This is a genomic window from Streptosporangium sp. NBC_01639, assembly GCF_045209755.1.
GTDB lineage: Bacteria > Actinomycetota > Actinomycetes > Streptosporangiales > Streptosporangiaceae > Streptosporangium.
In genome coordinates, this window is sequence record NZ_CP109272.1 from 599,242 (window position 1) to 618,147 (window position 18,906).

18 protein-coding genes are annotated in these 18,906 nt (G+C 67.8%); 10 read left to right on the forward strand and 8 right to left on the reverse strand.

Annotated features, from left to right (window positions below):
* Positions 1-190: 190 nt before the first annotated feature.
* Together OHA77_RS02765 and OHA77_RS02770 are read right to left on the reverse strand one after the other, a co-directional pair.
* A complete protein-coding gene (locus OHA77_RS02765; RefSeq protein ID WP_406315908.1) occupies positions 191-1,816 on the reverse strand; it encodes an alpha-amylase family glycosyl hydrolase in 1,626 nt (541 codons plus the stop codon).
* 54 nt (positions 1,817-1,870) lie between these two features.
* The gene (locus OHA77_RS02770; RefSeq protein ID WP_326822236.1) at positions 1,871-2,530 is read right to left on the reverse strand and encodes a hypothetical protein; all 660 of its coding nucleotides are present in this window, start codon (positions 2,528-2,530) and stop codon (positions 1,871-1,873) included.
* 671 nt (positions 2,531-3,201) lie between these two features.
* Between OHA77_RS02770 and OHA77_RS02775 the strand changes: the two genes are divergently transcribed.
* From OHA77_RS02775 to OHA77_RS02785, 3 genes are read left to right on the forward strand one after another with little or no spacing between them, the layout of a single operon-like run.
* Positions 3,202-4,476, forward strand: coding sequence for an extracellular solute-binding protein (locus tag OHA77_RS02775; protein WP_406315910.1), 1,275 nt, complete (start codon positions 3,202-3,204; stop codon positions 4,474-4,476).
* A gap of 11 nt (positions 4,477-4,487) precedes the next feature.
* Positions 4,488-6,107 carry an ABC transporter permease subunit gene (locus OHA77_RS02780; RefSeq protein ID WP_406315911.1) on the forward strand — a complete coding sequence of 540 codons (1,620 nt, stop codon included), beginning with the start codon at positions 4,488-4,490 and terminating at the stop codon, positions 6,105-6,107.
* Positions 6,104-6,958: a sugar ABC transporter permease gene (locus OHA77_RS02785; RefSeq protein ID WP_406315913.1), complete on the forward strand. Its 855-nt coding sequence runs from the start codon at positions 6,104-6,106 to the stop codon at positions 6,956-6,958. Before OHA77_RS02780 ends, OHA77_RS02785 begins: the two co-directional genes overlap by 4 nt.
* Positions 6,959-7,025: 67 nt before the next feature.
* On the opposite strand, the gene OHA77_RS02790 is transcribed toward OHA77_RS02785, so the two are convergent.
* Positions 7,026-7,532 carry a hypothetical protein gene (locus OHA77_RS02790; protein ID WP_406315914.1) on the reverse strand — a complete coding sequence of 169 codons (507 nt, stop codon included), beginning with the start codon at positions 7,530-7,532 and terminating at the stop codon, positions 7,026-7,028.
* A gap of 173 nt (positions 7,533-7,705) precedes the next feature.
* Between OHA77_RS02790 and OHA77_RS02795 the strand changes: the two genes are divergently transcribed.
* The gene (locus tag OHA77_RS02795; protein ID WP_406315916.1) at positions 7,706-8,653 is read left to right on the forward strand and encodes a lytic murein transglycosylase; all 948 of its coding nucleotides are present in this window, start codon (positions 7,706-7,708) and stop codon (positions 8,651-8,653) included.
* A 147-nt stretch (positions 8,654-8,800) separates the two neighbouring features.
* Here OHA77_RS02795 and OHA77_RS02800 read toward each other — a convergent pair whose 3' ends face one another.
* Positions 8,801-10,285: a SulP family inorganic anion transporter gene (locus OHA77_RS02800; RefSeq protein ID WP_406319751.1), complete on the reverse strand. Its 1,485-nt coding sequence runs from the start codon at positions 10,283-10,285 to the stop codon at positions 8,801-8,803.
* A 433-nt stretch (positions 10,286-10,718) separates the two neighbouring features.
* Here OHA77_RS02800 and OHA77_RS02805 point away from each other — a divergent pair, with 433 nt between their 5' ends.
* The 4 genes from OHA77_RS02805 (at position 10,719) to OHA77_RS02820 (ending at position 14,588) form a co-directional block, all read left to right on the forward strand.
* Positions 10,719-11,129 (forward strand): MerR family transcriptional regulator, encoded by a 411-nt coding sequence (locus OHA77_RS02805; RefSeq protein ID WP_406319752.1) that lies wholly within the window; start codon positions 10,719-10,721, stop codon positions 11,127-11,129.
* A gap of 392 nt (positions 11,130-11,521) precedes the next feature.
* Positions 11,522-12,931 carry an FAD-dependent oxidoreductase gene (locus tag OHA77_RS02810; protein WP_406315918.1) on the forward strand — a complete coding sequence of 470 codons (1,410 nt, stop codon included), beginning with the start codon at positions 11,522-11,524 and terminating at the stop codon, positions 12,929-12,931.
* A 38-nt stretch (positions 12,932-12,969) separates the two neighbouring features.
* Positions 12,970-14,217 carry an MFS transporter gene (locus OHA77_RS02815; RefSeq protein WP_406315920.1) on the forward strand — a complete coding sequence of 416 codons (1,248 nt, stop codon included), beginning with the start codon at positions 12,970-12,972 and terminating at the stop codon, positions 14,215-14,217.
* A 23-nt stretch (positions 14,218-14,240) separates the two neighbouring features.
* Positions 14,241-14,588 carry a metalloregulator ArsR/SmtB family transcription factor gene (locus OHA77_RS02820; RefSeq protein ID WP_406315921.1) on the forward strand — a complete coding sequence of 116 codons (348 nt, stop codon included), beginning with the start codon at positions 14,241-14,243 and terminating at the stop codon, positions 14,586-14,588.
* Between the two features lie 191 nt (positions 14,589-14,779).
* On the opposite strand, the gene OHA77_RS02825 is transcribed toward OHA77_RS02820, so the two are convergent.
* The 3 genes from OHA77_RS02825 to OHA77_RS02835 form a co-directional block, all read right to left on the reverse strand.
* Entirely contained in the window at positions 14,780-15,127 is a 348-nt protein-coding gene (locus OHA77_RS02825; protein ID WP_406319753.1) for an arsenate reductase ArsC, read from the reverse strand.
* Between the two features lie 61 nt (positions 15,128-15,188).
* Complete coding sequence (gene arsB, locus OHA77_RS02830; RefSeq protein WP_406315923.1) at positions 15,189-16,286, reverse strand: ACR3 family arsenite efflux transporter; 1,098 nt, start codon at positions 16,284-16,286, stop codon at positions 15,189-15,191.
* 30 nt (positions 16,287-16,316) lie between these two features.
* A complete protein-coding gene (locus OHA77_RS02835; protein WP_358460924.1) occupies positions 16,317-16,658 on the reverse strand; it encodes a metalloregulator ArsR/SmtB family transcription factor in 342 nt (113 codons plus the stop codon).
* 68 nt (positions 16,659-16,726) lie between these two features.
* On the opposite strand from OHA77_RS02835, the gene OHA77_RS02840 reads away from it, so the two are divergent.
* Positions 16,727-16,876 (forward strand): hypothetical protein, encoded by a 150-nt coding sequence (locus OHA77_RS02840; RefSeq protein WP_406315925.1) that lies wholly within the window; start codon positions 16,727-16,729, stop codon positions 16,874-16,876.
* 299 nt (positions 16,877-17,175) lie between these two features.
* Positions 17,176-17,595, forward strand: coding sequence for an ester cyclase (locus tag OHA77_RS02845; protein WP_406315926.1), 420 nt, complete (start codon positions 17,176-17,178; stop codon positions 17,593-17,595).
* A gap of 205 nt (positions 17,596-17,800) precedes the next feature.
* Here the strand turns inward: OHA77_RS02845 and OHA77_RS02850 are convergent, their stop codons facing one another.
* Positions 17,801-18,754, reverse strand: coding sequence for a coiled-coil domain-containing protein (locus OHA77_RS02850; protein ID WP_406315928.1), 954 nt, complete (start codon positions 18,752-18,754; stop codon positions 17,801-17,803).
* Positions 18,755-18,906 lie beyond the last annotated feature (152 nt).

An 18,906-nucleotide genomic window follows, 5' to 3' on the forward strand; every position in this document is an offset into this window, starting at 1 on the left:
AACGAGATATGTCATAAGAATTAACCCGGGAAGCCGGTGCCCACCTGCCGGCCGTCGAGGTCGAGGCGCGGCCGTCTCCGAGCCGAGCGCCCGAATAGGTGGCGCCGAGACGGACCGAATCCTGCCGGAGCGCCACGGATGGCAAACATGACCGGCCGGATAACCGACCGAAGTTCGCAAAACGTCGAAGCTAGGCGACGATGAACACTCGGGCACCGTAGGCAGGCACCCAGACCAGCACTTTCGAACCGCCCTCCTCAGGTCGATAGGCCTCTACCGAACAACTGAGATCCAGCACGTCCACCAGCCGATCGCCGGGGCGGACGAGGTGCCGATCCACGTCGATATCCGCCTGGCGATCAGTGGCAGCGGTGTTCAGTACGACAAGCACCTCTTGGGATCCATGGATACGGCTGAAGGCGAACAGGCCCGGCCCCTCGGGATCCGACCATCGAATCCACTGCTCGCCTCTGCGCAGTGCCGTGAACCGGCCTCGGATCTCCGCCAGCCGGCGAATCCACCGGAAGGTGCCCGACATCGTGGTGAAGTTGTCTCCGGCCGAGCTCTCCGACTTGTACCGCCCCTCGGCGAACATGTCCTCTCGGTTCTGCGGAGACGCGCGATACGCCGAGGACTCGGGCTCAAGGCGGTTCGTCGACTGCCGGAAACCCTGTTCGGTTCCGTAGTACACGAGGGGAATGCCGATGGAGAACATCAGAAAGGCGAGAGCCATCCTGAGCAGGCCCTCTGGCTCCCCGGCCCGGAGGAAACGATAAACGTCATGATTGTCGATGAATCGGACGACATTGCCCAGCGCCGGGCCAAGGGAGCGGTAAGCGGCCCTAAAGCTTTCCTCGAGATCCCGCGTCGGTGCACATCCGTGCAGCGCCCAGTTCTGCCGCCGGTACTCGGGATAGTTGTACGCGCTGTTGATCCCGGTGGTGAAATCACCGGCGATATCGAAGCAGTCCCCCGTGGAGTGCTCGCCGAGAATCAACGGATTGTTCTTGCCCAGACCGGCGGCGTACCTCTTGACGCCGTTTGCCAGATTCCTCAGGAAACCCCGGTCCAGGTGGCGGATCGCATCGACCCGGAAACCGTCGACGTCGGTCTCCTTCAGCCACCAGCAGGCGATGTGGATGAGAAGTCGCTGAGTTTCCGCCCGCTCGGTGGCGAACCGCCGGAAGTTCGGCGGAAAATCACCGAAGGCAACCTGCTCAGGGCTGCTCCAGTTCTCGATCACGCCGCGCCGGGTGAAATGCTCGGCCTTTGCCAGCTCGGTCGGACTGAAGCCGTTCCATCGCACGACGGTCCCGCGCCGGCCGTCTTTCTTCCACCCGTCCCCGTCGGCATATTCGAAGATCGGGCCGGTGTGGTTGACCACCAGATCCAGGACGATCCGCATTCCGCGCTCGTGCGCCCGGTCGACCAGGTCCACCAGATCCGACAGCCCGCCCAGATGGGGATCGACCTCCAGCAGGTGGACAGGCGCATACCCGTGGTAGGTGCCAGGCGCGGTCACCGTCACCGGGGACAGGAGGATCGTCGTCACCTTGAGCTCCTCCAGATAGGCGAGGCGGCCGGCCAAACCCGCGAGATTCCCGCCGTGCCTGGAGTCGCCGGAGCGTGAATCGCCCACGGTGACGCGGTCAGCCCCCGGCTGGAACCGGTCGATCACCAGCGAGTAGAAGATCTCGTCACGCCAGTCAGCCGGCGAGGGCCAGTAATCATGGTCCGGGCGCGGCCGCAGCGTGGTCTCGGCTATGGAGTCCGGTGCGCCGACCGGATCCCCGATCGAGAGAATTCTTCCACCCATCCCCGGAACCCCTTTTCGGCTAACTCAAACTGGATCTCAGCGAACCCGTCCGGTTCACCGAACGGGGCGAGGACGCGCCAGCCATCCAATGATGAAGATCGTGTAGTCGAACAGTTGCTGAACAGCGAAAAGCACCCAGAACAAGTTCATGGAACTGCTGGCGAATATCGACGAAGCCAGCGACAGGAAAAGGTCACGGCCTTGTTGGATATGAGATCGCATGGAGCGGCTGATGCGCCTTTTGTCATACAGGGCGTTGAGGCCGCGATAGCCCAACGTGCCCGACACCGAACCGGCGACCACCACGATGCTCACGTCGCGCCAGTAGGCGATCTGCCAGGGCAGGATCGTGGACGGGATGGCCAGCCAGGTCAGTATCCGGTAGATCGCCAGCGTCACCTGCATGTACAGCAGGTTCAGAACCGTCTGGTATATGAAGCCTCGCATGCCGATGATGGCTTGGAACTCCTGCCAGGAGTAAACCCATATGCCATGGAACCCCTCGTGCAGCACCGTCAGGGTGATGATGACGGCGAAGACCACCGGGTGATCGGGGAGAAGCAGTCTCGTCCACCATGCGACCGCCACGACGATGCCGGGACCCTTTGATATCACCCCTCCCACGACTTCGTTCTTGGTGGGCCGGGTCAAGGCGCAGGCAAGGGCACGGAACGGGTAGGAACCCTCGGACGACATGCAGGGAGTGACGTCCACGTCGGCCCGCGCCCCCGGCTCGGCGCTTGCAGATCCCAAACTTCATCCCCCTTTCGCGACCACGGCCGATCCCCCTGCCGCTGACGTACGTCCCCCGCCGGAATAACGGAGCACCGTCTGACAACAGAGAAAAGTCACCGGTCATTCCATCGGTCATGGCGATTTCCTGGCCTCCGGTCAGCGGCTGCGCCGAAGGCAGACCGATATCCACCGGCGCCTGCCGTCCACGATGCGCTCGACGCTTTTCCTGGCCAACCCGCCCAGAGACGACTGTTCAAATAAAAAAATGCCCCCCTTGGACAGGAATTGGAACTTGTTTGAAGTCCAGCCCATCTCAACCCAAGAGGCACAATAATCACAAACCATATCACTCGCCCTGAAGTACCATCAAGCACCTGGCCTCGCCATATCAGTACCGAAACGGTGCCGAAGGGCCGGGGAGAGATTGTTGATCAATGAAATCGCAACATCGCGAATGATGCGGGAATGTATGGCAGACGGGCTTGTTTACCGGATGACAGCCCGACGGTCCCGACCGCCGGTTTCTTCAACGATTTGCAAAATATCGCAGGCCAAGTTCATGTCGAGACCACGCGAACGCAAACACAGCACAGGGACGGTGATCACAAAGATCTTCATATCGGCAGGCCCGGAGACCACGAGGAGATCCAATGCGCGTCCATGTTGCGACTGCCGCCGTCACGGTGACGGTCCTGGCCGCCGCCATCACGGCCTGTGGCGGCGAGACGTCCACCATGGCGGGATCCAGCGCGACCTCGGCTACCTCGGCGGCCCCCGAGAGGGGCACCGGCAAGCTTGTCATCTGGGCTGATCCCAGTAGGACCAAGGCCATCAAGCCGTTCGCCGACCGGTTCGGCGCCGAGTACGGTGTCACCGCCGAAGTGAAAGAGATCAGCGACAACAACCAGCAGACTTTCGTCAACGCCTCTCAGCAGGGCAGCGGCCCCGACGTGATGATCGGCGCACACGACTGGATCGGCAACCTGATCCAGAACGGCGACATCGACCCGGTGCACCTGACAGCCGCGCAGAAGGCCTCGTTCTCCGAGATCGCGCTGAAGGCGGTCACCTTCGACGGCCAGGTGTACGGCGTGCCGTACGCCGTGGAGAACGTCGCGCTGATCCGTAACACCAGGCTGGCGCCCGAAGCCCCGACCTCCATCGAAGAACTGGTCAGCACCGGCAGGAAACTGAAGGACGACGGCAAGGTCAAGGAGATCCTCTGCCTGCCGGTCACCCAGTTCGGTGACGCCGTCCACATCTACCCGATCTTCGCCTCGGGCGGCGGCGCCCTGTTCGGCACCACCGCCTCCGGTGACCCCGACCCCGGACAGGTCCTGGTGGGCTCCAAGGGATCCGTCGCGGCGTTCGGCAAGCTGAGGGATCTCGGTGAGAAGGGCGCCGGTGCGCTGAGGACCTCGCTCACCAACGAGAACTCCGTTTCGACCTTCGCCGCGGGCAGATGCGCCTTCCTGGTCTCCGGCCCGTGGGCGATGGCCGATGTGAAGAAGAGCGGCCTGAGCTACGACATCACCGCGGTCCCGCGTTTCAAGAGCGGCAAGCCCGCGACCCCGTTCGTCGGCGTGCAGTCCTTCTTCGTGGCTTCCAAGGGAAAGAGCAAGGCCCTCGCCCAGGAGTTCGTGACCGACTACGTCACCGATCCGAAGGTCGCCAGGGCCCTCTACGAGGCCGATCCCCGCCCGCCGGCGCTGACCGCCGCACTGGACATGGTCAAGGCCACCGACCCTGACGCCGTCAAGTTCATGAACGCGGGCAGAAGCGGCCTGCCGATACCGGCCATTCCCGAGATGGCAGCCATCTGGGTGCCTTTCGGCATCGCCGAGAGCACCGTGGTCAAGGGCGGCGACCCGGCCGCGGCCGCGGCCTCTGTGCAGAAGGCCATCGACAACGTGCTGAAGAACTGACCGGACAGCCGATGTCCACTCCGGAAACGACGACGGCCGTGGAGGGCGGGAGCCCTTCACGACCGGGGCCGCGCGGTGGAACGGGAAACCACGGGCCGGAACCTGGACGACGTGAGATGTCCAGGGCCTTCGTGGTGAGCCGGATCGCCGTGCTCGGCGTCGTGGCGGCGATCCTGCTCTACGCGGCGCCCCCGCTGATCGCCACGGGGGCCTGGGTCGCGCTCGCGGTTCTGGTCGTCGTCACCGGGGTCATCGGGTGTCTCTATCTGAGCCGCCGGGCCGTCCCGGCCAAATATCTGGTGCCGGGCACGATCTTCCTGATCGCCTTCCAGGTCTTCCCGATCGTCTACACGATGACCACGGCCTTCACCAACTTCGGCGACGGCCATCGCGGGGACAAGCAGGCTGCGATAGCGGCGATCGAATCCGGCTCGGTACGGCAGGTGCCCGGCTCACCCGAGTACGGCCTCACCGCCGCGCTCAAGGGTGACAAACTGGTCTTCCTCCTGACCGACACCAGGACCGGGCAGGTCCAGGTCGGCACCGCGGCCGGGCTCGCCCCGCTCCCCGGGGCGAAGGCCGACCCAGGCGGCAGGGTCGCGCAAGCCCCTGGCTACACGGTCCTGACCCCTCCGCAGGCGGCCGAACGCGGGCCGGAGATCTCCGCCTTCTCCGTCCCGGCCCCGGGCGGCACCATCAGGGCCAACGGCCTGAGCCGGGCCTTCGAGGGCAGGGCTCAGAAGATCTACGACGCCGCGTGTGACTGCGTCACCGACACCGAGACCGGCCGGCGCTGGGTCGCCGACGGGTCCAGGGGCTTCTTCGTCGATCCCTCGGGCCGGCACCTCATCCAGGGCTGGCAGGTCGACGTCGGCTTCGCCAACTTCGCGCGGGTCCTCACCGACCCGACCATCTCGGGCTACTTCCTCGGCGTCTTCGGATGGAACATGCTCTTCGCGCTGGCGTCCGTGGCCGCCTCGTTCGGGCTCGGACTGGGCGTGGCGCTCACACTGCACCACCCGCGGATGCGGGGCACGAGGATCTACCGGGTCGCGCTGGTCCTGCCGTACGCGATGCCGGCCTTCGCGATGCTGCTGGTCTGGCGGGACATGTTCAACCGGGACTTCGGCCTGATCAACCAGATGCTCGGGCTGAACCTGGACTGGCTGGGCCAGCCGACCACGGCCAGGTTCGCGGTCATCCTGGTCAATCTCTGGCTCGGCTTCCCCTACATGTTCCTGGTGTCCACCGGTGCGTTGCAGGCGATCCCCCGGGAGCTGACCGAGGCGGCCGGCATCGACGGCGCCTCACCGATGTGCGCCTTCCGCAAGGTGACGCTGCCACTGCTGCTGGTGGCGCTCTCCCCGTTGCTGATCTGCTCCTTCGCGTTCAACTTCAACAACTTCAACGCGATTCAGCTCACCACCCAGGGCGGCCCGTTCCCGGCGGGCAGCCCTCAGGTCGGCGCCACCGACCTGCTCATCACCTACACGTTCCGGTTGGCGTTCGGCACCGGTTCGGCCCAGTTCGGCTTCGCCGCCGCCATCTCGGTCTTCATCTTCGCGTTCGTGGCCCTCGTTTCGGCGATCACGTTCCGGCGGACCCGCCGTCAGGAGGAGACGTACTCATGACGCGCTGGTTCAGGCAGGTCGGTTGGCGCCATCTGGTGGTGCTCATGGTGGTGGCGTTCGCGCTCTTCCCGATTCTGTTCGTGTTCTCGGCGGCGATCAATCCGCTGGGCACCCTCGCCTCCTCGCAGCTGCTGCCGGCCGGGGCGAGCCTGGACAACTTCGTCAACCTGCTCCGTTCTGACACCTACCCGTTCGCGCGGTGGTTCCTCAACTCGGTCTTCATCGCGCTGTCCGCCTCGTTCACGAGCCTGCTGCTGAGCGTGTTCGCGGCCTACGCCTTCAGCCGGATGCGTTTTCGGGGCCGCCGGGCGGGCCTGCTGACGCTGCTGCTGATCCAGATGTTCCCGCAGTTCCTGGCGATCGTGGCGATCTTCATCATCTTCACGAAGGTCACCGAGCTCTACCCGGCCTTCGGCTTCAACGCGGCATGGGGCCTGATGTTGCTCTACCTCGGCGGCGCGCTCGGCGGGAACACCTGGCTGATGAAGGGCTTCCTGGACACGATCCCGAAGGAACTCGACGAGGCCGCGAGGGTCGACGGCGCCACGCACACGCAGATCTTCTGGCGGATCATCCTGCCGTTGGTGACGCCGATCCTCGCGGTCACCGGGATGCTCGCCTTCATCAGTACGATGAGCGAGTTCATCATCGCCAACGTCTTCCTGCGCGACCCGGAGAGCAAGACCCTCGCGGTGGGCATGTTCGGAATGATCGCCGGTGACGGGCGCAACGCCAACTTCGGCATGTTCGCGGCGGCCACGCTGATCACCGCCGTCCCCACGGTCGCGGTCTTCCTCTGGCTGCAGAAGTACATCGTCTCCGGTCTCACCGCCGGAGCGGTCAAGGGCTGACGATCCCTGCCCGGGAACCGGCCCGCCGGAAAACCGGATGCGCCCGGCTGGCCGGGTCCGGCCGTGATCAGTGACCGGGAGCCGTCAGGCAACCGCCGTCGGCGATGTAGCTGCCGACCTCCACCTCCGAGTCACGCTCGTCGTGGAATCCGGTCACGCACCCACCCGCCATCTCGATCGCGAACACGACTCCGGTCCGGGCGTCGACCGGGCGGATGACGACGTTCGTCTTCGCCGGCGCCACCGCCCTGACAGCCTCCTCGACGTAGACCTGCCCGTACAGCGCCTTCTCGCGAAGGCCGGCGAGCCTGACGCGCAGGGCCTCGGCCACCGGCTCGGCCTGGGCCGCCCCCTCCTCGGGCATCGGGGCGCGCTGGCGGTACGCCTTGTTCTCCGCGTGCCGCTGCTCCCAGGAAGGCATCGTCACACAACCGCTGGGCGGTGAGTCGGCGGCAGGCGGGCAGAGAACGGGCGACGGCGACGGCGAGGCGGCCATCGGCTCCGACCGCACGACACCACAGCCGCTCACCATGGCCACGACCACCACGGCGACAAGGCCGGTCGAGAACTTCATGGCCCCATCCTCGGGGGCCTTTCCACTGGGTGGCAACCTCGGACGTCGCAACAGCACGGCATGCCGTCGTTGGCCTTGACCGCGCCAAACGCAAGATCACCTCCCGGGGGTCGGCGGAGCCGGGTGCGGGAACGCCCTCCTACGCGGCGATTCGGGGGATACGGTAGGTCAACATGAGATTGATCCACGTCATGACCGCGACGCCCCTGGTAATCGTCCTCGCGGGGTGCGGCGGTGCGGCGGACGGATCGGCGGCACCGGGGCGGTCCGCCCGGAATGTCGCCCACGATGCCACTCAGGCGCCCTCCCCGCAGGCGAAGTCCACGGAGACGAAGGCCACACAGGCGGAGGCCGCACAGGCGCCGGCGCCCGGTGTCCGCATCCCCACCGACCCCGTGAAGCTGGCCGGCACCCTGAAGAAGACGACCGCCGCGTTGAACGAGGCGATCGACGGCTGGACCAAGGGATCACAGGAACGGCCGCCGCAGGACGTGGTGCTGCTCGCGCTCCACCAGCAGCGCATCTACCGGGCGATGGCCCGCAGTACGGCGCTGGCCCAGGGGACCATCCGGCGGTTGCCCGGACCGACGGCCGCCGAGGCCCGCGACAACGTCACCGCCATCGGGAAGCTGCTGTCCCTGGCCCGTCCGATCAGCGCGGCGCAGCGCAAGCGGATGCGCCTGGTGGAGCCGCTGCCCGCCAAGCGGCTGCGTGACTACATGGTGCGTGCCGAGAAGCGGTTCGGTGTCGAATGGGAGGTCCTCGCGGCGATCATGCTCGTGGAGACGAAGTTCGGCCGGGTCAGGTCGGCGAGCTCCGCCGGAGCGCAGGGTGCCATGCAGTTCATGCCGGGCACCTGGCGGCAGTACGGACTGGGCGGGGACGTTCACAACGCGCGCGACGCGGTGCTCGGCGCGGCCAACTATCTCAAGGCGTCGGGGGCGCCCCGGGACTACCGTCGTGCGGTGTTCGCCTACAACCACGACAGCCGGTACGTGGACGCCGTCCTGGCGCACGCCCGCCAGATCAAGCGCGATTCCCGCAGTTTCTACGCTTACTACAACTGGCAGGTCTTCGTCCTGTCCACGAAGGGCGACGTCCGCCTCACCGGCCCCCGCTGACCGTTTCGGTGCCCGGCGGACCCGGACGATCGATCACGAGAGACCCGGCACCCGCCCGCCGGTGGATCCTGCCGGGCCGGGCAGGGGCGCTCCGACCGCGCCGCTGCCCGAACCGGACGCGGCACGTCCGTGATGATCACGACCGGTTCAGTGGCTGCCGGTGAGTTCGCCGCTGAGGGTGTCGTGCATCTTGGCGCTGTGGGCGTTGAGGCCGATGATCTCCACCGTCTTGCCGCGGGCTTCGTACTTGGTGGTGACGGCGTCCAGGGCGGCGACAGAGGAGGCGTCCCAGATGTGAGCGCCGGCCAGGTCGATGATCACCCGATCGGGATCGGTGGCGTAGTCGAACCGGGAGACGAGATCGTTGCTGGAGGCGAAGAACAGCTCACCGGTGACCGCATAGACCACGTGACCGCCCTCGGGGTCGGTGACGGCGGTGACGTTGACGAGGTGGGCGACGCGCCTGGCGAAGATGACCATGGCGGTGAGGGAGCCGAGGACGACGCCGATGGCCAGGTTGTGGGTGGCGATGACGGCGGCGACGGTGACGACCATGACGGTGATCTCCCCGGCGGGCATCCGCTTGAGCGTGGCGGGGGCGATGGAGTGCCAGTCGAAGGTGCCGAACGCGACCAGGACCATCACCGCGACCAGCGCCGCCATCGGGATCTGCGAGACGACCGGCCCGAACACGATGCACAACACCATCAGGAACACCCCGGCCAGGAACGTCGACAGCCGGGTACGGGCGCCGTTCTTCACGTTGATCATCGTCTGGCCGATCATCGCGCAGCCGCCCATGCCGCCGAACAGGCCGGTGACGATGTTGGCGATGCCTTGGCCGATCGACTCACGGGTCTTGTCGGAGTGGGTGTCGGTGAGGTCGTCGACGAGTTTGGCCGTCATCAGCGACTCCATCAGCCCGACCAGTGCCATCGCCAGCGCGTAGGGGGCGATGAGCTTCAGGGTGTCCAGGGTGAAGGGCACATCGGGCAGGCCCGGAACCGGCAGCGAGGACGGCAGCGCACCCTTGTCACCGACGGTCGGGACGGCGATCCCGGCGGCCACCGTGATGACGGTCAGGATCGCGATGGACACCAGTGGCGCGGGAACCGCTCTGGTGATCCTCGGGAAGAACACCATCAGGGCCAGGCCGCCGGCCACCAGCGGGTAGACCCCCCAGGGGACGTTCTCCATCTCCGGGATCTGCGCGGCGAAGATGAGGATCGCCAGGGCGTTGACGAACCCGACCATCACCGAGCGCGGCACGAACCGCATCAGCTTGGCCACCCCGAGCGAGCCGAGGATCACCTGGAAGAGACCGCCGAGGATGACCGCGGCGGCGAGGTGACTCAGGCCGTGTTCGCGGTTGAGGGGGGCGATGACCAGGGCGACCGCCCCGGTCGCCGCTGAGATCATCGCCGGGCGGCCGCCGACGATGGCGATGGTGACGGCCATGGTGAAGGAGGCGAACAGCCCGACACTCGGGTCGACCCCGGCGATGATGGAAAACGAGATCGCCTCGGGGATCAGGGCCAGGGCGACGACCAGGCCGGCCAGCACCTCGGTGCGGGCAACCTTCGGCGACAGCCAGGACGGGCGGAAACCACGCAGGCGCGCGGCCGGCGACAGTGCGGAAGTCTGCAAGAGGAAACGAACCTGTCGTGCTCGGGCGCGTCCCCACGCGAAGGCGGGACACACGAGGACACACGGACAACCAAGGCGGCTGCCCGCAGATCACCCGCTCGCACGGGCGGAAGCTTGAGAGAGCCGGCCCCCTCGGCGCGGGCCGAACATCACGGCGGGCCGGCAGCGGCGCCTGCCGTCATCAAGGTGCGCACGCTGGACTCCTGCTCGGCATCGGTGCTCTTCGCCGGGCCGTCATCGGCCGCAGCGCGGGCCGGCGTGGGTTCGCACCCGCACCGGTGAGCAGGCGGCGCAACACGGGCCGCTGTCAACGCATGCTGACTCTACCCTAACGTTAGAGTAGAGATTTTCCCGGGGGTCGCCCCGGCAGGCCGACCGGCGACAAGGACAAGGGGCATCAGGCGTGGAGGCTTCGGGCATGCAGGCCGGGCACATGCAGATCGGCGAGGTCGCCGCCCGCACCGAGTTGTCCCTGCGGACGATCCGGCACTATGAGGACGTCGGGCTCGTCATCCCTTCGGCCCGCTCCCAGGGCGGCTTCCGCCTCTACACCGAACGCGACGTCGCCCGCCTCATGGTCATCCGCCGGATGAAGCCGCTCGGCTTCACCCTGGAGCAGATGGGCGACCTGCTGGAGGCCACCGACCGGCTCGACCATCCCGACCGCCTCGCATCCGACGAACGCGATCGGCTCCTGGAGCGCATACGCGGCTACGAGCGCACAGCTCTCGACCGGATCACGGACCTGCGGACCCAGCTGGAACGCGCCGAGGACTTCGCCGCCACCCTCCACGCCCGCCTGGACCAGAGCGCGCCCACCCGCGGCTGACCCCGACCGACCTCGGGCGTCACACTCCGCCGCCTGGTTATTTGGAGTGCCGGCAAGAGCTGCGCCATGCGCTTCAAGACCGGACGATCGTGTTTTGGCGACCTGCGGGCCGTCGAGGGCGACGGCGTGGTCACCGGTGCCGGCGTGGCACCCCCGGCGTTCCGACAGTCGCTTGATTTGACATTCCTCTAATCAGCAGGGCAATCTACTTACTGATTCGACATCCTTCTAAATAAGGGGTGTGTGGTGCTTACCCTGTTCCGCTTCGCTACAGATGTCGCCTTCGGCGAGGCCGGTGACACGAGCTGCCGTGTGAGTGCCGCCGTGGACCGCGCCCGCACCGCCACCCTGCTGTTTCGCCGAGCTGCGACGAAATCTCCGGAGAGGTAATCATGAGTAACGGATGCTGCGGCCCCACCGGCCCCACGACAGTCGAGATCGAGCGGATCGCCTCGCGCCCCGAGGTGGGTGCGTTGCCCGTGGTGGTGATCGGCGCGGGCCCGGTCGGTCTGGCCGCTGCCGCGCACCTGGCCGAGCGTGGCCTGGACTTCGTGGTGGTCGAGGCCGGGCAGCAGGTCGGCGCGTCGGTGGCGCAGTGGGGCCACGTGCGGGTCTTCAGCCCGTGGCGCTACAACATCGACGGCGCCGCCCGCCACCTGCTGGAGGCCGACGGCTGGAGCGCCCCCGATGCCGACTGGCTGCCCACCGGCGCCGAACTGGTCGAGAACTACCTCGCCCCGCTGGCCGAGCACCCGGCCGTCGCGTCCCGGCTGCACCTTGGGGCGAAGGTGACCGCGATCAGCCGTCTGGGCTACGACCGGGTGCGTACCACCGGCCGTGAGGAGGCCCCCTTCCTGCTGCGTCTTTCGGGTGGCGAGGAACTGCAGGCCAGGGCGGTCGTCGACGCCTCCGGCACCTACAACACGCCCAGCGTCCTGGGCGCGGGTGGCCTGCCCGCCTACGGCGAGACCGACGCCACGTCGTTCATCGATCACGCGCTGCCTGACGTGTCGGGCGCCGACCGCGACAGCTATAAGGGCCAGCACACTCTTGTCGTCGGCGCCGGTCATTCGGCGGCCACCACCCTGCTCACCCTGGCCGAGCTGGAGGACACGCAGATCACCTGGGCGATCCGCGCCACCGATGCCGGCCGTACCTACGGCGGCGGCGGCGCGGACGCCCTCCCGGCTCGCGGCGCGATCGGCACCCGACTGCGGGCGCACGTCGAGTCCGGTCGCATCACCCTGGTCACCGGTTTCCACACCCATCGGGTCACCCTCACCGGCCACGGCGTCGAAGTGATCAGCCGCGACCCGTCCGGCGCGGAACAGAGCGTCACGGTCGATCGGATCGTGTCGGCCACCGGCTACCGGCCCGATCATTCCATCGCCTCCGAGCTGCGCCTGGACCTGGATCCGATTCTCGGCTCCACCCGCGCCCTGGCGCCGCTGATCGACCCCAACCGGCATTCCTGCGGCACCGTCCCCGCGCACGGCGTGGACGAACTCGCGCATCCCGAGTCCGGCTACTACGCCGTCGGCGTCAAGAGCTACGGCCGCGCCCCCACGTTCCTGATGGCCACCGGATATGAGCAGGTCCGCTCGGTGGTCGCCGCCCTGGCCGGCGACTGGGACGCGGCCCGTGCCGTCCAGCTCGACCTGCCCGAGACCGGCGTGTGCTCCTCCGGTCTGGCCGAGGCCCAGGAGGCCCGTATCGGCCTGGCCACCGGCATCAGCGGTGGCCTCCTGACCACCCCGCTGCCCCTGGTGACGGCCGGCGCCGGGGGCGGTTGCTGCGGCTGAGAAAGGGAACCGAAATGTAAGAGGGATAGGACGTGCGAGTGAACTCCACCGCAGAGAGCGCTGCCCCCGGCACCAGGGGCGGCGCTCCGTCACGTTCCCCTCGCGGCTGGCGGATCGTCGCCGCGCTGGCCGTCACCCAGACCATCGGCTACGGCGTGCTCTACTACGCCTTCTCCGTCTTCCTCACCCCCATGACCCGCGACCTGCATGCGAGCGGCACCCAGATCGCCGCCGCGCTCACCGGCTCGATCCTGATCGCCGCGCTGTGTGCCCCGCTGGTGGGCCGCCGGCTGGACGCCCACGGCGGCCGAGGCCTGATGACCGCCGGGTCGATCCTCGGCGCGGGCGCCGTGCTGGCCTGGTCACGGGTGGAGAGCCTGCCCCAGCTGTACGGGGTCTTCATCGCGATCGGGATCGCGTGTGCGATGGTGCTGTACGAGAGCGCCTTCGCCGTCATCGTGAGCTGGTTCGACGGCCCCGTCCACGGGCGCGGCCGGGCCAATGCGCTGCTCGCGCTCACCGTCGTCGCCGGATTCGCCTCCTCGATCTTCCTTCCGCTGACCGGGCTGCTGGTGGACTCCTACGGCTGGCGCCACGCCTTGGTGGTCCTGGCCCTCATCTACGGCGTGGCCGCCATCCCGCTGCACGCGCTCGTCGTGCGCCGCCCCGCCCGCACCAGGCATCAGCCCGTCACCGCCGACGAGCGGGCCGGGATCGTCAGAGCCGCCACCCGCCGGCGGCCGTTCTGGTCATTGGTGATCGCCTTCACCGCCAGCAGCGGTGCGGCGGCCGTGATGGCGGTCCTGCTCATCACCTACCTCATCCACCTGGGACACTCACCCGTCCTGGCCGCCACGCTGGCCGGACTGCTGGGCGTGCTGTCGGTGACCGGACGGCTGCTCACCACCGGCCTGCAACGCCGTATGCCCACCGCGCTCATCGCAGCGTCGATCTTCACCCTGCAGGGCGTCGCCGCCGCGCTGCTGCCTCTGGCCGGGCGGACGGTGCCGGGCGCCGTCGGCTGCGTGCTGGGATTCGGGCTCGGATTCGGCATCGCCTCCATCACCCTGCCGCATCTGCTGGTCGAGAGGTACGGCACGGCGGCGTATGCCTCGTTGTCGGGCCGTATCGCCGTCTTCTCCGTCGCCGACAAGGCCCTGGCCCCGCTGGGAGCGGTCGCGCTCGCGCAAGCGGCCGGATATGAGTGGGTCATGGCAGCGGTGGCCCTCGCCTGCGTGGTCGCCGCGGTCGCACTGCTGGTCTACCATCGCCTATCATTTAGATAGATTTCGAAGTAAGGGGTTGTCGCATGTCCGCCGTCACGACCCGGTGCTGCGCGCCGATCGCCCGCGAACCTCTGAGTGAGGATGACGCGACCGAGCTGGCGGTGATGCTCAAGGCGGTCGCCGACCCGGTCCGGCTGCGCCTGCTGTCGATGATCGGCTCGCATGCGGGCGGTGAGGCGTGCGTGTGCGACCTGACTCCCGGCTTCGACCTGACCGCTCCCACCATCTCCCACCACCTGAAAGTGCTGCGCACCGCCGGCCTGATCGGCTCCGAACGGCGCGGCACCTGGGTCTACTACTGGATCGTCCCCGCCGCCGTCGCCCGCCTGGGTGCGCTGTTCACCCCGCTGGCCGCGTCCGCGAGCGTTTGAGCGTGCCCGCCCGGTCCCCGGCGGCGGGCCGGGCGGGAGGCCCGGTCCACGCCCTGCCGACCGCCTTGGATCAGGCCGGGCGCCGTGCCGGGGTGCCGTTGCGGGCCGCTGTGATCGTCTCGTACAACCGCCGCCACGCCGCGCACGGCTTGGCCGTGATCGGCATCGGCATCGGCATCGGCAGGGTCGGGTTACCGGGCGTCGAGTTCGGCGATCAGCGTCTCGATCCGGTCGCGGATCTCGTCGCGGATCGGCCGGACGGCCTCGATGCCCTGCCCGGCCGGATCATCCAGTTTCCAGTCCTCATACCGCTTGCCCGGGAAGATCGGGCAAGCGTCCCCGCAGCCCATGGTGATGACCACGTCGGAGGCCTGCACGGCCTCGGTGGTCAGGACCTGGGGCTGGGCGCCGGTGATGTCGACGCCGGCCTCGGCCATGGCCTCGACGGCGACCGGGTTGATCGTCTCGGCGGGGGCGGAACCCGCCGAACGGACCTCGATCCGGTCGCCGGCCAGCCGGGTGAGCCAGCCGGCGGCCATCTGGGAGCGTCCGGCATTGTGCACGCAGACGAACAGGACGCTGGGCTTGCCGGAGGCGTTCTCAGGCACGAGCGGGCTCCTTGGTGAACAGGCGGCGGCCGGCCAGGCTGACATAGACCAGGGCGACCAGGACGGGCACCTCGATGAGCGGGCCGACCGCTCCCGCGAGGGCCTGGCCGGAGGTGACGCCGAACACGCCGACCGAGACGGCGATGGCGAGCTCGAAGTTGTTGCCGGCCGCGGTGAAGGCCAGCGTCGTGGTTCTGTCATACGGCAGGCCGATCGCGCGTCCGGCCAGGAAGGAGCCGCCCCACATGAGGAAGAAGTAGGCCAGCAGCGGCAGCGCGATCCGGGCGACGTCGCCGGGCCGGGAGGTGATGACCTCGCCCTGGAGGGCGAACAGGATGACGATGGTGAACAGCAGGCCGTACAGCGCCATGGGTCCGATCTTGGGCAGGAATCGGCTCTCGTACCAGTCACGGCCCTTGGATCGCTCGCCCAGCTTGCGCGAGGCGTAGCCGGCCAGCAGGGGGATGCCGAGGAAGATCAGCACGTACTGGGCGATGTCCCAGGCCGAGACCGCCAACACCGCCTGCGACAGGCCCAGCCAGCCGGGCAGGACCTGCAGGTAGAACCAGCCCAGCGCGCCGAAGGCGATCACCTGGAAGATCGAGTTGACGGCGACCAGGACGGCGGCGGCCTCGCGGCTGCCGCAGGCCAGGTCGTTCCAGATGAGCACCATGGCGATGCACCGGGCCAGGCCCACGATGATGAGGCCGGTGCGGTACTCGGGCAGGTCAGGCAGGAGCAGCCAGGCCAGGGCGAACATCAGCGCGGGGCCGACGACCCAGTTGAGCGCCAGGGAGGAGATCAGCAGCCGCCGGTCGCCGGTGACGGTGTCCAGCCGGTCGTAGCGGACCTTGGCCAGCACCGGATACATCATCAGCAGCAGGCCCAGGGCGATCGGCAGCGAGACGTCGCCGACGCGGACCGCGTCCAGGGCGGCGCTCAGGCCGGGCACCTGGCGGCCCAGCAGCAGCCCGGCCGCCATGGCGACGCCGATCCAGACCGGCAGGAACCGATCCAGCGTGGAGAGCTTGCCGATCACACCCGTCTCTGCCGCAGCGGCGGGAGCGGGAGCACGGGTACGTGCGGACATGGATCTTCCTTGATCTTCCTTCAGGGCGGGTCAGACCGTGGCGGGGATGTTCAGCAGGGCCGACAGCTCCGACAACGTCTCCGGGGCCAGGCGGTAGTAGACCCAGGAGGCACGTCGCTCGGAGACCAGCAGTCCGACCTCCTTGAGGACCTTGAGGTGGTGGCTGATCGTCGGCTGGGACACCTCGAAGGCGCCGGTGATGTCGCACACGCACACCTCGCCGCCGGCGTGGCTGGCCACGATCGACAGGATGCGCAGCCGTACCGGGTCGCCCAGGGCCTTGAACACCCGCGCCACGGCGGCGGCCTGCTCGGCGTTCAGCGGCTCGCGGGTCAGCGGCGGGCTGCACTCCAGAAGTTCCAGGGGCTCCACCGGGCCCCCTCCCCTCATATAGAAGTCCATCGAAGTCGACTCTCATCTATATTGACATACATCTATCTATGCTCGGGTCGCGGGATCCCTCATGGGTCCGCAGGCACATCGAGGTCGGCGAGCAGGGCGCGCACCCGCCGCTCGGTCTCGTCGCGGATCGGGCGCACCTCCTCAGCGCCCCGGCCCGCCGGATCGTCCGGTTCCCGATCCAGGCCTGAACAGAACGCAGCGGTGACGACCTCAGGCCCCGACACCGGCCCCTGCGTCACCGCGGTTCAAAGCCGTATGTGTTGGATTCTTCGACAGGACCACCGAGACCCCCGGCGGTACGGATGGCCGACGGATGCGCTGGGGGTGACGGACCACCCTGGTCATATGCTCGGGATTAGCAAGTTCCGCGAGGTATTCGCCTCGGTCGTCGTGGCGATCTGCACAGGAGGCATCCGCCTGGGCGGCGGCCGGTCGGAGGGGGCAAAAGCCGCGTCGCATGCATCCACTCGCGCGGAGGAGGCGCACCATGACCGATGCCCGGGAAGTGCGTGACAAATACACCGCCGCGTTCAACGAACATGACATAGACGCGCTGCTACGCACCGTCAGCCCGATCGGGGTGACCGTCACCCCGGAAGGACTGTCCCAAGGGACCGAAGAACTCGCCTCATACCTGGAACAGTTCTGGGAAGCCTTTCCGGACATTCGCGCGGTGGTCATGGAGTCGTTCGACGTCGATGACGTGACCATCGACGAACTGGTGATGGTGGGCACCCACAAGGGACCGTACGTGTTGCCCGATGGGCAGGTGATCACGGCGACGGGTCGCCCCGTGTCGATACGCTGCTGCTATGTCTGCACGATTGAGAACGGGTTCATCATGAGCCTGCGCCTCTACTTCGATCAGTCGGAGTTGCGCGCCCAACTCGGTCTCCCATATGAGTGACCTGCCGCACGATCGCAGCGTGTCATTCGGAGAGCGATCGCGTCAGCGGGTGTGGCGGCCGGCGTGGCCGGTGCCGAGGTGCCCCGAGCCTTCCGGACGGCGGCCCCGAAGATCGGGATCGTGAGCCGGCGGCTCGCAGGTGTGCGTCAACCGTCGAGCAGCGGTCCGGAAGACGCGGGGCACCTCAGGTCGGGCCGCCAGGGCGCTAGTAGACCGAGATGTGCGGGTGGTCGAAATGGTTGGCCGTGGTGCCGCCGCGGTCGGACATCGTCCGCCAGGCGCCGGTGCGGACGTGCCAGATCCGCTGGCGGAAGATGATGTACATGATGCCGAGCCGCTGGGCGTTCTTGATGGCCCAGGCCGCGATCTGGTGGCCACGCGCGGTCTCGGCGGCGGAGGGCATGCCTCCGCCGGTGCTGAGCATGAAGTCGCAGGCACGGCCCAGAGGGTGCTCGCCACCGCCTGCGATGCCGCCGTCGGAACGGTAGCAGCCGATCCCGAAGTGCGGGCCGAAGCGCTGCGCGACGAGCTGGCGGACCAGCCGCATCCGCGGCGTGATGTTGTCCGGTCCCGACGGCAGCTGGGGAACCCAGGTGCCGTCGGCCCTCCTGATCCCGGGAGTGGGGTAGAGCCGGTCGATCCTGTCCTTGATCTGGCCGATCAGCTTCTCGGCGCGCTTCTTCTGTCCGTCGAGCTTCTTCAGCGAGGCGCGGAGCTCCGCGGCGCGTGCCTCGGCCGTCCGCTCCGCTCCCTTGTGGGAGTCGCGGATCTTCGCGAACACCTGCAGCCTGGCGTCCTGTTCGCTCATGATCTGCTGTGTCAGCGCCAGGCCGCCCAGCAGATCCCGGGGATCGACGGTTCCGGTCAGCGCGGAGGTCGCGTTCAGGCCACCGGTGCGGTACTGCTCGGCAGCCAGCAGACGGATCTCCTTGGCGGCCTGGTCGAACTCCAGTTGGGCGCGCTTCAGGTTGCCGCGCGCCACCTTCTCGGTCCTCTCCACCTTCTGCAGTTCGACCCGGCCGGCGTAGTAGTCGGCGATCATGGTTTCGGACTGCTTCTGCAACTGCGCGAGCTCCTTGCGGAGCTGCTTGGCGCTGGGCTTGGGCTCGGCCTGACCCGCCGACGCCAGGCAGGTGCACAGGATCACTGCGGTGAACACGGCGACCAGGGATCGGAGTACATCATGACGCCGAATCCCACGGGACGCAGCCGTCACAGTTCTCCTTCTCCGGGGGATGTGGGGCGCCGGTCATGGCGTGTCGAGCCGGGACGCCCTCCGTCCGATGGACGGTGGTAGGAGAGGATGATGCC